Here is a 14,395-nt window from a genome sequence, read left to right on the forward strand (position 1 = left end):
CAAGCCAGCACATGGCGTTCATCCGTGCCACCGGGAAGCACCGTCGCACGAGCCGTCCCGTCAAGACGGGCCGCAACATCGCCGGCATAGCCACCCTCGCGGCCGGTGGTGTGGTCGCTTCCGTGGCCTCGCCGGCGCTGGCCGCGACGGACGAGGCACGCCCGCACGACACCGGACTCCAGCAGGCCGTCGTGCTGGGGGACGAGCTCGCCAGCCGGGTCGAGGCCCAGGCCGACGCGCAGCAGGCCGACGCGGAGATCGCCGCGGCGAGGGCGAAGGCCGAGGCCGTCGCCAAGAAGCAGGCCGACGAGGCCAAGCGGCGTGCCGAGGCGGCGAAGAAGAAAGCCAAGGCCGCCCACGAGGCCAAGGTGCGCGCCGCCCGTGACGCGGAGCGCAAGCGCCTCAACGCCTTTGTCGCCCCGATTTCCGACTCCTACGTCTCCACCTCCTACAAGGCCTCCAGTGGCCTGTGGTCCTCCGGCAGCCACACCGGCATCGACTTCCACGCCGCCTCCGGCACCAGCGTCCACGCGGTCGGCTCGGGCACCGTCGTCGAGGCCGGCTGGGGCGGCTCGTACGGCAACAACATCGTGATCAAGATGAACGACGGCACGTACACCCAGTACGGCCACCTGTCGTCGCTCGGAGTCTCGGTCGGCCAGCAGGTCACCCCGGGCCAGCAGATCGGCCTCTCCGGCGCCACCGGCAACGTCACCGGCCCGCACCTGCACTTCGAGGCCCGCACCGGCGCCGACTACGGCTCGGACATCGACCCGGTCGCCTACCTGCGCGGGCACGGCGTCAACGTCTGATCCCGCGCCGCGTCGGTGCCGCGCCCCTACTGGCCCGGCGCCACACGCCGAGCGTCCTTCGGAGCCCCGGTCCCCCGGCCGGGGCTTCGGCGTATCCGGGGTGCGGTGCGCGCGCACGAGTTGCGCTGATGGCCGCGACTTCCGGCCAAAAATTATCCATGAATAACCGGACGCCGTCGGAAAAGCCGTGCCAGTCGAATAGAGTCACGGAAAAGCCGCCGACCGGCGGCGTTTCCAGGGGATTACGGCGGAGGCACGGAAGATGCGAGGCCATATTTCCGCGCATGCGGTGTGCACGGCGATTCGCGACGACATTGTCTCCGGTGCGCTGGCGCCGGGGAGCCGGCTGATCGAGGAGATCCTGGCGGCCCGTTACGGCGTCTCCAGAGTGCCGGTGCGCGAAGCGCTGCGCACCCTTCAGTCCGAGGGCTTCGTCACCACCCGCCACCACGCGGGTGCCTGCGTCGCCGAACCCACCGAGCAGGAAGCCGCCGACCTCCTGGACATCCGGGCCCTGTTGGAGCCGCTGGGCGCCGCCCGCGCGGCCGCCCGCCGCAGCCCGGCCCACCTCAAGGTGCTCCGCGGCCTGGTACGCCTCGGCCGCGAGCGAGCCCGTCACGGCAACCTGGCGGATCTGCGCCAACTGGACGGCTGGTTCCACGAAACGCTCGCCCAGGCGGTCGGCAGCCCCAGCCTGACGGCGCTGCTGACCCAGCTGCGGCGCAAGATCGAGTGGATGTACACGGTGGAACTGCCGTCCCGGGTAAGCGAGTCCTGGGACGAACACGGCGCGGTGCTGGACGCGGTGGCCCGGGGGGACGCGGAACGGGCGCGCGCCCTGATGGCGGCTCATGTCGAGCGCTCGCTCCCCGTCTACCGGCTGCGTCGTCCCGCCGCCCCCGAGGTGAGGGATCCGAAACGACCCGTCAACACGGCACGCGTCCGCCCTTAACAATCGCCCCGTATACAAAGAGGCGCGAATTCGGCAGCCGTGGCGCGCGGCGGTGCGTTATTCGATCCGGGCCTGCAATTGCCATGCCGCGATCCTGCATTTGGTATGCCGATTTTTTATCGGCGCCGCGTGCGCTTAATGGTGTGCGCTTTTTCGGGTGGCTCCCGGATATCGGCCGCCATCGCTCCCGGATGGCGCTCGCCCCGGAATTCCCCGTATCCCTCCCGCAACGGGAAGGCACGCAGCGAAACGGCCCCGCAGCGGCAACCGATCCGGTCACCACTGCGGGGCCGCCGTATGCGGCAGAAGTCCTGGCGGACTCAGACGGTCTCGGGGAGCTCCTCGAGACCCTCGGCGACGAGCTTGGCGAGACGGTCCAGTGCCGCCTCGGCGCCCTCGGCGTCGGAGGCCAGCACGATCTCCTCGCCGCCCTGGGCGCCGAGCCCGAGGACCGCGAGCATGGAGGCCGCGTTGACGGGGTTGCCATCAGCCTTGGCGATCGTCATCGGGACGCCGGAGGCGGTGGCCGCACGGACGAAGATCGACGCGGGGCGGGCGTGCAGGCCCTCGGCCCAACCGACATTGACGCGGCGCTCTGCCATGGTGTTGCCCTTCAAAGTCGTGACAGTTGTCTAGACCAGTCTCTCACGCTGCCGGGTGTGGTCCGCCGGCCCTGCGTTCCGGCCTGCGCGGCCGTGAGACCCCTGGGAGGCCCGGCAGGCCGTACGTCCTACGGGGCGCAGCCCGCCCCGCACCCCGAGCGTACGCGCGCCGGGTCGGTTGTCGGTGGCCGGTCGTACGCTGTCCGCATGCAGACGCCGCCGGAGCACGCATACCCGACCCACTGGGAAGCCGACGTGGTGCTGCGTGACGGCGGCACGGCGCGGATCCGCCCCATCACCCCCGACGACGCCGAGCGGTTGGTCTCCTTCTACGAGCAGGTCTCGGACGAATCGAAGTACTACCGCTTCTTCGCGCCCTACCCCCGCCTGTCCGACCGCGATGTGCACCGTTTCACCCACCACGACTACATCGACCGGGTCGGGCTCGCCGCCACGGTCGGCGGCGAGTTCATCGCCACCGTCCGCTACGACCGGATCAACGACCAGGGACTGCCCGCCAAGGACCCCGAGGACGACCAGGCCGAGGTGGCCTTCCTCGTCCAGGACGCCCACCAGGGCCGCGGAGTCGCCTCCGCCCTCCTGGAGCACATCGCGGCGGTCGCCCGCGAACGCGGCATCCGCCGGTTCGCCGCCGAGGTGCTCCCCGCGAACTCCAAGATGATCAAGGTGTTCACGGACGCCGGCTACACCCACAAGCGCACCTTCGAGGACGGCGTGGTCCGTCTCGAGTTCGACCTGGAGCCGACCGAGCAGTCCATGGCCGTGATGCGCGGCCGCGAGCAGCGCGCCGAGGCCCGCTCCGTGCAGCGGCTGCTCGCGCCGGGCTCGGTCGCCGTCATCGGCACCGGCCGGGCCCCCGGCGGTGTCGGCCGTACCGCCCTGCGCAGCCTCGTGGACTCCGGCTTCACGGGCCGGGTGCACGCCGTCAACCACGCCTTCCCCGAGGGCCTGCGACGGCTCGACCCGGAGGACGTGCCGGCCGTCCGCGCCCTGCGGGAGATCACCGACCCGGTCGACCTCGCCGTCATCGCCGTCCCCGCGGACAGCGTCCCCGAGGTGATCCGTGACTGCGGCGAGCACGGGGTCCAGGGCGTGCTGGTCCTGTCCTCCGGGTACGCGGAGGCGGGCCCGGAGGGCCGGGAGCGGCAGCGCGACCTGCTCCGGCAGGCCCGGTCGTACGGCATGCGGCTGATCGGACCCAACGCCTTCGGCCTGATCAACACCGCCCCCGACGTCCGGCTGAACGCCTCGCTCGCCCCGCGGATGCCCGGCGCCGGCCACATCGGCCTGTTCACCCAGTCCGGCGCCATCGGCATCGCCCTGCTCAGCGGACTGCATGCGCGCGGCCCCGGTGACGGCGGGATCGCCGGTGTCTCCGCCTTCGTCTCGGCCGGCAACCGCGCCGACGTCTCCGGCAACGACCTGCTCCAGTACTGGTACGAGGACCCGGACACCGATGTCGTGATCCTCTATCTGGAGTCCATCGGCAACCCCCGCAAATTCGCCCGCCTCGCCCGCCGCACCGCCGCCGTCAAACCGGTGGTGGTCGCCAAGGGCGCCCGGCACAACGGCACCGCCCCTCCCGGCCACGCCGTGCCCACCGTCCGGGTCCCCGACAGCACCGTCGCCGCCCTGATGCGCCAGGCCGGTGTGATCCGCGTCGACACGGTCACCGAGCTGATCGACGCCGGGCTGCTGCTGGCCTCCCAGCCGCTGCCGGCCGGCCCGCGGATCGCGATCCTCGGCAATTCCGAGTCGCTGGCCCTGCTGGCCTACGACGCCTGCCTGACCGAGGGGCTGCGCCCGCAGCGCCCCCGCGTCCTGGCCTCCGCCGCGACACCGGACGACTTCCGGGACGCGCTCGCCGAGGCGCTCGCCGCCGACGGCTGCGATGCCGTGGTCGTCACGGCCATCCCCTGGGTGGGGGAGGGAGCCGCTGTCTCCCCGGGGAGCAGCGAGGGCGCCGCGCTCGCCGACGCCCTGCGCACCGCCGCGACCGCCCACCCGCAGAAGCCGGTCACGGTCGTCCACCTCGCGATGGACGACCTGGCGGAGGCGCTCGCGGCACCGGCCCCACCGGCCGAGTCCCCGGCTCCCGTCGGGGGCGACCCCGAGCCGGCGGCCCGCCCCGCGGACCCGGCCCCGGCGCCCCCGTCCGTCCCGCCCGCCCCGGCTCGCGCCCCACGCCCCCCGGTCCCCACGGGCCCGCCGCCCACGCTCACCGCACGCCAGGCGCCCCCGGCCCGCGACGCCGAGACCGACCCCCCGCGCCGCCCCCGTCGGGAGCCCCTCCGGATCCCCGCCTACCCCGCCGCCGAGCGCGCCGTCCGCTCGCTCGCCGAGGCCGTCCGCTACGCCGCCTGGCGCCGGGAGGCCGCCGACCCGGGCCGGGTGCCGGAGTACGACGACATCCAGGAGGCCCAGGCCGGCGCCGACATCGACCGTCTCCTGGACCGGCTCACCCCCGACGTCCCCAGTGGCCGCTCCGTCCCGGTGCCGCCCCAGGACGCCGAGGCCCTGCTCGCCCGTTACGGCATCCACACCCGCCCCGTCCTCCCGGCCCCCGACCCGGACACCGCCGTCCGCGCCGCCGCCCGCCTCGGCTATCCGGTGGCCCTCAAGACCACCGCGCCCCATCTGCGCCACCGCCCCGATCTCGGCGGCGTACGCCTGGACATCGCCGGTGAGGCCGAACTCCGCCGTACCTACGCCGAATTGACCGACTACCTCGGCTCCCCGGAGGAGCTGCGCCCGGTCGTCCAGTCCATGGTGCCGCGCGGCGTGGACACGGTCGTCCGGGCCGCCATCGACCCGGCCGCCGGAGCCGTCCTCTCCTTCGGCCTCGCCGGGGCGCCCTCCCAGCTGCTCGGCGACATCGCCCACCGCCTCATCCCCGCCACCGACCGCGAGGTCGCCGAGCAGATCCGCTCGATCCGCGCCGCCCCGCTGCTGTTCGGCTGGCGCGGCTCCCAGCCCGTGGACACAGCCGCCCTGGCGGAGCTGCTGCTGCGCGTCTCCCGGCTCGTCGACGACCACCCGGAGGTGGTCGGCGTGGACCTCGAACCGGTCGTCGTCGCAGCCCACGGGCTGTCCGTCCTCGGTGCGACCGTCCGGCTGGCCAGGCCCCCCGCCACCACCGACCTCGGCCCCCGCCGGCTGCCCGTCTACTGAGGCTCTCGCGGCCCGGTACGCCCCGTAAGATGGACTCCATGGCTAAGACCGGTACGACGACCCAGGGGCTGCGCGCGGCGATCGAGCGCAGTGGCTATTACCCGACGCTCGTGGCCGAGGCGGTGCAGGCCGCGGTCGGCGGTGAGCCGGTGGTGTCGTACCTCGTCCACCAAGAGACGACCTTCGACGCCAACGAGGTCCGCCGCCATGTCACGGTCCTGGTCCTCACCGGCACCCGCTTCATCGTCAGCCACACCGACGAGCAGGCCGCCGACGCCACCTCCCCGTCGCCGTACGCCACCACCTCCACCGAGTCCGTCAAGCTGGGCCGGATCTCCTCCGTGGTGCTCAGCCGGGTCGTCGCCAACCCGGAGTCGTACACCCCGGGCCAGCTGCCCCGCGAGGTCGTGCTGACCATCGGCTGGGGCGCGGTCGCCCGCCTGGACCTGGAGCCCGCCGCCTGCGGCGACCCCAACTGCGAGGCGGACCACGGCTACACGGGCTCCTCCACCGCCGACGACCTCTCGCTGCGGGTCAGCGAGGCCGGGGACGGCCCGGACTCGGTGCGCGAGACGCTCACCTTCGCCCAGGCGCTCTCCGAGGCCACCGCGGCCACCACCACCCGCTGATGGTCCACACCGCCCCCGTCTGGCCGGAACCCGAACCGCTCGACCCGCTCAGCGCCCCGGTACCCCGATACGGCACCGCCTCCCTCGCCGATCTGCTGCCCACCCTCGCCACCGGGCTGGGCATACCCGGCCTCGCGGGCGCGATGGAGCTGGCGGCCGCCGACCGTGCCTGTGTCTTCCTGATCGACGGCCTCGGCTGGGAGCTGCTGCGTGCGCACCCGGAGGAGGCACCGTTCCTCACCTCGCTCCTGGGCACGTCGTTCAACGGCAGCGGCCGGCCGCTCACCGCGGGCTTCCCGTCCACCACCGCCACCTCCCTCGCCTCGGTCGGCACCGGACTGCCGCCGGGCGCCCACGGTCTGCCCGGCTACACCTGCGAGGACCCGGCGACCGGCGCCCTGATGAACCAGCTGCGCTGGTACCCGTGGACCGACCCCCATGTCTGGCAGCCGTATCCGACGGTCTTCCAGCTCGCGGACGCCGCCGGCATCCACACCTGCCAGGTCTCCGCGCCGAACTTCCAGCACACCCCGCTCACCAAGGTCGCCCTCAGCGGCGGCACCTTCCACGGCCGGCTCTCCGGCGAGGAGCGGATGGACCTGGCCGCCGAACAGCTCGCCGCCGGTGACCGTTCGCTGGTCTACACGTACTACTCCGAGGTCGACGGCAAGGGGCACCGCTACGGCGTCAACTCCGACGCCTGGCGCGGCCAGTTGATGTACGTCGACCGGCTCGCCCAGCGGCTGGCCGAGCAGCTGCCGCCGCGCAGCGCCCTCTACATCACCGCCGACCACGGCATGATCGACATCCCCTTCGACCCCGAGTCGCGGATCGACTTCGACGAGGACTGGGAACTGCGTGCCGGCGTACGCCTGTTGGGTGGCGAGGGCCGGGCCCGGCATGTGTACGCCCACCCGGGCGCGGCCGCCGATGTGCTCGCCGTATGGCGCGAGGTGGTCGGTGAGCAGATGTGGGTGGCCAGCCGCGAAGAGGCCATCGCCGCGGGGTGGTTCGGGCCGCGGGTCGACGACCGGGTGCGTGCCCGGATCGGCGATGTCGTCGCCGCCGCCCACGCCGATATGGTGATCATCGCGACGGAACGGGAGCCCCGCGAGTCGGAGATGGTCGGGATGCACGGCTCCATGACCCCGGTGGAGCAGCTGGTGCCGCTCCTGGAAGTCCGCACCTGACCCGTACGGCCGCTCGCCCGTCCGCCGCCCCGCCCCCCTCACGAGCCCGAAAGGCCCGCAACTCACCATGCCCGAGCTGGTGTTCTTCTCCGGAACGATGGACTGCGGCAAGTCGACACTGGCCCTGCAGATCGAGCACAACCGCTCGTCCCGCGGACTCCAGGGAATGATCTACAGCCGCAACGACCGGGCGGGCCACGGCAAGCTCTCCTCCCGCCTCGGTCTGGTCACCGAGGCCGTGGAGGCGGCGGACGACCTGGACTTCTACGCGCATGTCGTCGGCCATCTCTCCTCCGGCGGCCGGGTCGACTACGTCATCGCCGACGAGGCCCAGTTCCTCGCCCCCGAACAGATCGACCAGCTCGCCCGGGTCGTCGACGACCTCGAACTGGACGTCTTCGCCTTCGGCATCAGCACCGACTTCCGCAGCAAGCTCTTCCCCGGATCCCAGCGCCTGGTCGAACTGGCCGACCGGGTAGAGGTGCTTCAGGTCGAGGCGCTGTGCTGGTGCGGCGCCCGCGCCACGCACAACGCCCGCACGGTCGGCAACCGGATGGTCGTCGAGGGCGCCCAGGTCGTGGTCGGCGATGTCGTCGGTGACGCCGACGGCCCACCGGCCGAGGTCGGCTACGAGGTGCTGTGCCGGCGTCACCACCGCCGCCGCCAGACCTCGGCGTCCGCCCGCGCGGTCGCGCTCTCCCCGGACGTCCTGCCGGTCGACCAGGCGAGGTAGCAGCAGCCGGCAAACGGGAGCCGGCTTCCGGCGGATGAGGTGACCGGCCCTCAGTGCCGCTGGATGAGCGTGAAGACGGCACCCTCGCTGTCGGAGACGGTCGCCAGCCTGCCGTGCGCGGAGTCGTGGGCGCCGTCCAGCACATGCCCGCCCAGCTCGGTCACCCGGCGGACCGCCGCGTCCGTATCGGAGACGGCGAAGTACGTCATCCAGTGGGAGCCCCGGTCACGTGGCAGGGCGCTGCCCACCCCGTGGATGCCGGCCACCGGATGGTCCTTCAGATGCAGCGTCAGATAGTCGAAGTCGGCGGAGTCGTCCGGGGACAGGGGCTCCGCCTCAAGACCGAAGACATGCTCGTAGAACGGCCCGACGGCGGCGGTGTCCCGGGTGACCAGCTCGTTCCACACCGCGGTGCCCGGCTCGCCGGTGAACGCGGTGCCCATCATCGATCTGCCCTGCCAGACACCGAAGATCGCTCCCTGCGGGTCGGAAGCGATCGCCATCCGCCCCGTGTCGTCCTCGGCGTCCAGTGGTCCGACGCCCACCGTCCCACCGCAGGAACGGATCTGTTCGGCGGTCACATCCGCGTCGTCGCTGGCCAGATACGTGGTCCAGGAGACCGGGAGATGGCGGTCGGGCGCCAGTTCGCCGACCCCGGCGACTTCCCGGCCGTCGAGGAAGGCCCGGGAGTACGGACCGAAATGCTGCGGTCCCGGACGGAACTCCCAGCCGAACAGCGCCCCGTAGAACTCCTGCGTCACGGGCAGGCTGTGGGCCAGGAGGCTCACCCAGCAGGGCGCGCCGGGCATCCGCCGGGTCGCTGCCTCGGTCGTCATTGTCACTCTCTCCTCGGAGCGTCGGGTGCTGACCATGTGCGGTACGGGCGCGGGTCCCGTGCAGATGCTCGCACCCGGTGACCTCGTGTGCGCCCCGGCCGCGCCGTCCATGACACGTTCGCGAGGGAGAATGCCCGTTTTAGGGTTCCCCAGCCGTTTCAGCGGAGTTACGGCAGGGTGTAACTGCGCCATACGGAGGGTGGGCACCCACCTTCTGTACGTAGTCGTCGCTACGCAAGGATGAGTCCTATGAATGCCATCATCACCGCTACCGAACTCGCGAGCGAGTTGGCGCGGCCCGCCCCGCCGGTGCTTCTGGACGTCCGCTATCAGCTCGGCGGGCCGCCCGGCCGCCCCGAGTACGCGGCCGGCCATGTACCCGGCGCGGTCTATGTCGACCTCGACAGTGAACTGGCCGCACCCCCCGGCCCGGCCGGCCGTCACCCGCTGCCCGACCTCGACGTCTTCGCCGGGGCCATGCGGGCCGCCGGGGTCCGCGCGGACCATCCCGTGGTCGTCTACGACGGCGGCCAGGGCTGGGCGGCCGCCCGCGCCTGGTGGCTGCTGCGCTGGACCGGTCACCCCGAGGTGCGGGTGCTGGACGGCGGTCTCGCCGCCTGGCAGGCGGCCGGCGGCGCGCTGAGCACCGAACAACCGGCCCCGCCGGCCGGTGACTTCACGCCGCTGCCCGGCGCGCTGCCGCTGCTCACGGCGGACGACGCGGCCGCCGTGGCCCGCCGCGGCCTCCTGCTGGACGCCCGGGCCGCCGAGCGCTACCGCGGCGAGGTCGAGCCCATCGACCGGGTCGCCGGCCACATCCCGGGCGCCGTGTCCGCGCCGACCACCGAGAACGTCGTCGAGGGCGACACCGTCTTCCGTGACGCCGCGGACCTGGCCAAGCGGTTCGCGGCGCTGGGTGCCACCGCGGACGTCGAGGTCGGCGTCTACTGCGGTTCCGGGGTCTCCGCGGCCCACCAGGTGCTGGCCCTCGCGGTCGCCGGCATCCCCGCCGCGCTGTACGTCGGCTCCTGGAGCGAGTGGTCGGCCGACCCGTCCCGTCCGGTCGCCACCGGCCCGCAGCCCGGCTGAGCCTCCGTAGCACGCCCGTCCGCCCGCCCCGGGAAACCGGGACACGGGCGGACGGGGTGACGCGCTGGGGGACCGCGGCCCCGTTACTCCGGCTTCTTGCGCCGGGTGCCGAAGACGATCTCGTCCCAACTGGGCACCGCGGCACGGCGTCCGGGGCGCACACCGTCCGCCTCGGCCTGCCGGTCCGTCGTCCCGGTCAGCCGGTCACGATGGCCGGCCACCGCGCGCGGCATCAGCACATCGGCGTACGCGGAACCCGCGCCCGCGCTCGCCGCCGGAGCGGGTGGCTCCTCGACCTCGGCCTCGGACTCCTCATCGCTCTGCGGCGACTTCGTGCTCTCCGGTACGACCATGTCGCCACGGAAGCTCGGCACCGCCTCCAGCAGGCTGGTCAGCGAATCCCGCTCCCGCTCACCGGTGGCTTCCTCCACGACCCGCGGCTCGTCGTCCTCACCACCGGACTGCGCCGCGCGCTCGCCGCGCTCGGACGTCTGCCGGTCCAGGGCGCGGTCCAGCGGCCGGTCGCGCGGCAGCCGCGCGATCCGCGGCACGAACGGGAAGCTCGGCTCGGGCGTGTCGTCGCTCTCGCCGATCAGGGCCCGCGCCTCGTCGTCCACGGCCTGGACGAGCCGCCGCGGCGGGTCGTAGGTCCAGCTCGCCGAGTGCGGTTCGGTCGCGACGCGGTAGACCAGCAGCACCTCCCAGGTGCCGTCGTCCCGGCGCCAGGAGTCCCACTGGACGCTGTCCTTGTCGGCACCGCGCAGCAGCAGCCGCTCCGCGACCGCCTCACCGAGCTGCGGGCCGGTGTTCTCGCCGGGGCGCCGCACCGGGGTCTTACGGGCCCGCTCGGCCATGAACGCACGCTCGGCGAGCACCGGGCCCTCGAAGCGGCGCACCCGGTCGACGGGGATGCCGGCGAGCTGGGCGACCTCTTCCGCGGATGCACCTGCTCTTATACGCGCCTGGATGTCCCGTGGGCGCAGATGGCTCTCGACCTCGATCTCGATCTGGCCCAGCCGCGCACGGTCGTTGCGGACGGCGGCGCGCAGCCGTTCGTCGATCGGAAGCGTGTACTCGGTGCTGTCCGCAGCTTTGAGCACCAGCCGTGTGCCGTCGTTGGAGACGGCCACGACACGCAGTTCGGGCATGGGGACCTCCCGGGTGGTGCCTGCCGACGTCACGTGCGTCGCTGCTTCCGCTAGTCGAGTGTGGCCTGCCCGGGTGCAGCCTGCCACAACATTGCCGAGTTGCCCGGCGTGTCGGGGCTTGGCCCTGAAACGCCGTTATGACACGGTTACCTGTTCGCCACGCTCAGTGACCGTGCCCCTTGCCTGTCGCCGTGCACCCGTGCCGAGCGGCGGCACCCCGGGTGAGTGCCGCCTTCAGGGCCCCTCCCGCGGGTTCCGGGCAGCCGGACGGGAACCGGGGCCAGGGCTCGCCACAGTACTCCATTTGGACCACTTAGGTGGACCGCCGCGCCGCCGAACTTCTGGGCGGGCAAGGGTGTTCGGTCGTCTTGTCGACCTCTCTACCTGGTGCTCAGGTGGCGAGTTTCACAGATTCCCCAAAATCGGAACCAATGGCTCCGCCGAATGGTCACTTCTCCATGCAAGATGGATCGAAGGGGCTATCAAAGGTTGGAGATGGACGAAGAAACCGAAACCGACACGAAGAAGAAGGAGAAGCGGATAGACCTGAGCGTCGCTCAGGTTGCCGGCAGCGCGCTCGCTGCGGCCGTCGCCGCGTACCTCGCGGGCCGGCTCGGCGTCTACGGAACCATCATCGGCGCGGGTCTGGTCAGTGTCGTGGCCACGACCGGCGGCTCGATATTCCACCACCTGTTCCGGCGCACCGGCGAACAGATCAAGGAGGCGACGGTCACGACCCGGCCGAAGCCACGCCGCTCCTCCGCCACCCGAAATCGATCCACCGCACCGCACGCTCGGCAGGCCGGTTCCACGATGGTGCTGCCGACCTTCGACAAGCAGGGCACGGAGGACGAGGTCACCTCCGTCGCCGCCAGGACAACCGGGCGCGACACGGCCCGTACCCAGCTGATCCCGCGGGCCGAGCAGGCCCGCCGCCGTGATCCGGCGAGCGCCCACCCGGACCCGCCGTCCGACGACGCGACGCGGATGCTGTGGCCCACCGGCCACGGCGGGATCGGCGCCCCGCGCACGGCGGACGGCGCGGGCCGGGAGCGGCCCGCCGACCGCACGCAGCTGGTGCCGCGCCTCGACGAGCGGACCATGGCCCCGGGCCGGGCGCCCGCCCACCCGGCCGGCCGGTCCGCGCGGCACCCGGCCGGACCGCCCGAGGAGCTCAGCACCGCGACGTACGGCACCCGGCTGCGCGGCTGGAAGCGGCCGGCGCTCGGTGCGCTCGCGGTCTTCGTGCTCGCCATGGGGGTGGTCACCGGTACCGAGCTGATCACCGGGCAGACGCCGAGCGGCGAGAAGGGCACCACGCTGAGCCACCTCACCCAGACCGGGGGAGGGGGCCGGCAGCAGCCCGGTACGCCGAAGTCGCCCGACCCCGGTTCCCCGGAGAAGGGCAGGCAGCACGGCAACAGCGGTGAGCCCGGCCCGGACCGGGGCACGTCGGAGGACGACGGCACCGGCAAGGGAACGGACGGCGACTCCCCGTCGCCGGCCCCGAGCCCGTCCGACGGCGACAAGGCGTCGTCGGACCGCGGCGAGCCCTCGTCCCCGAACCCGTCCCCGAGCGAGTCCACCGATGACGGTGGCGCAGGCAGCGGCGACGGTTCGACCGGCGGCGAGGACCAGGGAGGCCGGGACGGCCAGCAGGAGTCCGCCCCTCAGGCCCCGGAGCCCGGCGCCTCCTGACCCTGTTGTCCGCTGACCCCGGTGGGTCCGTCCCGACGGACGGGCCGCCCGGTCGGGTGGACCCACGAAGGCCGCGCCCCGGTGCCCCTACGGGTGCCGGGGCGCGGCCTTCGTCGCCGGTCAGTCCCCCAGGACCCGCCGCAGATACGGATTGGCGAACCGGCGCTCCGGGTCCAGCCGATCGCGGAGCGCGGTGAACTCACCGAACCGCGGATAGACGTCGGCGAGATACGCGGCGTCGCGGGTGTGCAGCTTGCCCCAGTGCGGGCGCCCCTCGTGTGCCGTCATGATCCGCTCGGCGGCCGCGAAATACGCCTGGTGCGGCGTTCCCCGGTACATGTGCACGGCGAGGTACACGGTGTCCCGGCCCGAAGCGGTGGACAGCGGAAGGTCGTCGGCCGGCGCGGTGCGCACCTCCACCGGGAAGCTGACCTTGAAGTCGGAGCGCTCCACCAGGGCCTTCAGCTCACCCAGCGCCGCGACCGCGGCCGCGCGGGGCAGCGCGTACTCCATCTCCACGAACCGCACCCGCCGCGGCGAGGTGAACACCTTGTAGGGGATGTCGGTGTACGTACGGGCCGACAGCGCGCGGCTGGAGATCTTGGCGATGCCCGTTATGGCGGCCGGCACGGCCCGCCCGACGGTGCAGGCGAGCTGGAAGACCCCGTTGGACAGCAGCTCGTCCTCGATCCAGCCGCTGACCTTCCCGGGGGGCGCCGCCGGGCCCTGGCTGCGGTTGTTGCGCTTGGTGTTGCAGCTGCCGGTGTGCGGGAACCAGTAGAACTCGAAGTGTTCGTTCTCGGCGACCAGCTCGTCGAACCGGCCGGTCACCTCGTCGAAGGGCATCGGCTCCTCGCGGGCGGTCAGCAGGAACTCCGGTTCCACGGCGAAGGTGAGCTCGCTGATCACGCCGAGTGCGCCCAGGCCCAGCCGCGCCGCGGTGAAGATCTCCGGGTTCTCGTCGGCGGAACAGGTCAGGACCGAGCCGTCGGCGGTGACCAGTTCGAGGGCGGTGATCTGGGCGGCGATCGACGCGGAATCGCGGCCCGTCCCATGGGTGCCGGTGGCGGCCGCCCCGGAGACGGTCTGCTCCATGATGTCGCCCATGTTGGTCAGCGACAGTCCGTACGCGGCCAGCGTCGCGTTGAGGTACTTGAGCGGTGTACCGGCCGCGACCGTCACCGTCCCGGCCTCGCGGTCGACCGTACGGACCCCGGTCAGCCGCTCGGGGCGGATCAGCAGTCCGTCGGTGGCGGCCACCGGGGTGAAGGAGTGGCCGGTGCCGGCCGCCTTGACCGTCAGCCCGTCCGCGGCGGCGGCGCGGATCGCGGCCGCCAGCTCCTCGGTGCTCGCCGGGGCCACGCTCCGGGTGGGGCGGGCGGTGACATTGCCCGCCCAGTTGCGCCAGGTCCCGGTGGTCGGCCCCCGTCCTCCCGAGCCGTCGACGGCGTTGCTGACTGCCATGGTGACGTCCCCTCCCTGCGCGCGGGTCGGCCGCGTACGGCCGCCTTGGT

General features: G+C 72.8%; 12 protein-coding genes. 8 read left to right on the plus strand and 4 right to left on the minus strand.

Features of this window, described 5'->3' with window-relative positions:
• Nucleotides 1-11 precede the first annotated feature (11 nt).
• The gene (locus tag ACZ4XD_RS11280; RefSeq protein ID WP_423613385.1) at nucleotides 12-812 is read left to right on the plus strand and encodes a M23 family metallopeptidase; all 801 of its coding nucleotides are present in this window, start codon (nucleotides 12-14) and stop codon (nucleotides 810-812) included.
• A 262-nt stretch (nucleotides 813-1,074) separates the two neighbouring features.
• Nucleotides 1,075-1,764, plus strand: coding sequence for a GntR family transcriptional regulator (locus ACZ4XD_RS11285; RefSeq protein WP_468040632.1), 690 nt, complete (start codon nucleotides 1,075-1,077; stop codon nucleotides 1,762-1,764).
• A gap of 320 nt (nucleotides 1,765-2,084) precedes the next feature.
• On the opposite strand, the gene ACZ4XD_RS11290 is transcribed toward ACZ4XD_RS11285, so the two are convergent.
• On the minus strand, nucleotides 2,085-2,366 hold the full coding sequence (locus ACZ4XD_RS11290; protein WP_026170334.1) for an HPr family phosphocarrier protein: 282 nt from the start codon (nucleotides 2,364-2,366) through the stop codon (nucleotides 2,085-2,087).
• Nucleotides 2,367-2,573: 207 nt separating this feature from the next.
• Between ACZ4XD_RS11290 and ACZ4XD_RS11295 the strand changes: the two genes are divergently transcribed.
• From ACZ4XD_RS11295 to ACZ4XD_RS11310, 4 genes are all read left to right on the plus strand, one after another.
• Nucleotides 2,574-5,558: a bifunctional acetate--CoA ligase family protein/GNAT family N-acetyltransferase gene (locus ACZ4XD_RS11295; protein WP_468040635.1), complete on the plus strand. Its 2,985-nt coding sequence runs from the start codon at nucleotides 2,574-2,576 to the stop codon at nucleotides 5,556-5,558.
• A 38-nt stretch (nucleotides 5,559-5,596) separates the two neighbouring features.
• Nucleotides 5,597-6,187 carry a DUF5998 family protein gene (locus tag ACZ4XD_RS11300; RefSeq protein ID WP_006602644.1) on the plus strand — a complete coding sequence of 197 codons (591 nt, stop codon included), beginning with the start codon at nucleotides 5,597-5,599 and terminating at the stop codon, nucleotides 6,185-6,187.
• On the plus strand, nucleotides 6,187-7,377 hold the full coding sequence (locus ACZ4XD_RS11305) for an alkaline phosphatase family protein (RefSeq protein WP_468040638.1): 1,191 nt from the start codon (nucleotides 6,187-6,189) through the stop codon (nucleotides 7,375-7,377). The genes ACZ4XD_RS11300 and ACZ4XD_RS11305 overlap by 1 nt, the downstream gene beginning before the upstream one ends.
• Before the next feature lie 67 nt (nucleotides 7,378-7,444).
• Entirely contained in the window at nucleotides 7,445-8,110 is a 666-nt protein-coding gene (locus ACZ4XD_RS11310; RefSeq protein ID WP_468040641.1) for a thymidine kinase, read from the plus strand.
• A gap of 50 nt (nucleotides 8,111-8,160) precedes the next feature.
• On the opposite strand, the gene ACZ4XD_RS11315 is transcribed toward ACZ4XD_RS11310, so the two are convergent.
• Nucleotides 8,161-8,946 (minus strand): VOC family protein, encoded by a 786-nt coding sequence (locus tag ACZ4XD_RS11315; protein WP_468040643.1) that lies wholly within the window; start codon nucleotides 8,944-8,946, stop codon nucleotides 8,161-8,163.
• A gap of 249 nt (nucleotides 8,947-9,195) precedes the next feature.
• Between ACZ4XD_RS11315 and ACZ4XD_RS11320 the strand changes: the two genes are divergently transcribed.
• The gene (locus tag ACZ4XD_RS11320) at nucleotides 9,196-10,035 is read left to right on the plus strand and encodes a sulfurtransferase (protein ID WP_468040645.1); all 840 of its coding nucleotides are present in this window, start codon (nucleotides 9,196-9,198) and stop codon (nucleotides 10,033-10,035) included.
• Between the two features lie 83 nt (nucleotides 10,036-10,118).
• Here ACZ4XD_RS11320 and sepH read toward each other — a convergent pair whose 3' ends face one another.
• Nucleotides 10,119-11,183 carry a septation protein SepH gene (sepH, locus tag ACZ4XD_RS11325; protein WP_468040648.1) on the minus strand — a complete coding sequence of 355 codons (1,065 nt, stop codon included), beginning with the start codon at nucleotides 11,181-11,183 and terminating at the stop codon, nucleotides 10,119-10,121.
• Between the two features lie 495 nt (nucleotides 11,184-11,678).
• Between sepH and ACZ4XD_RS11330 the strand changes: the two genes are divergently transcribed.
• Nucleotides 11,679-12,881: a hypothetical protein gene (locus tag ACZ4XD_RS11330; protein WP_468040652.1), complete on the plus strand. Its 1,203-nt coding sequence runs from the start codon at nucleotides 11,679-11,681 to the stop codon at nucleotides 12,879-12,881.
• Between the two features lie 120 nt (nucleotides 12,882-13,001).
• Here the strand turns inward: ACZ4XD_RS11330 and ACZ4XD_RS11335 are convergent, their stop codons facing one another.
• Nucleotides 13,002-14,345 (minus strand): D-arabinono-1,4-lactone oxidase, encoded by a 1,344-nt coding sequence (locus ACZ4XD_RS11335; RefSeq protein WP_468040654.1) that lies wholly within the window; start codon nucleotides 14,343-14,345, stop codon nucleotides 13,002-13,004.
• Nucleotides 14,346-14,395 lie beyond the last annotated feature (50 nt).

This window comes from Streptomyces sp. NPDC029466, assembly GCF_055574515.1.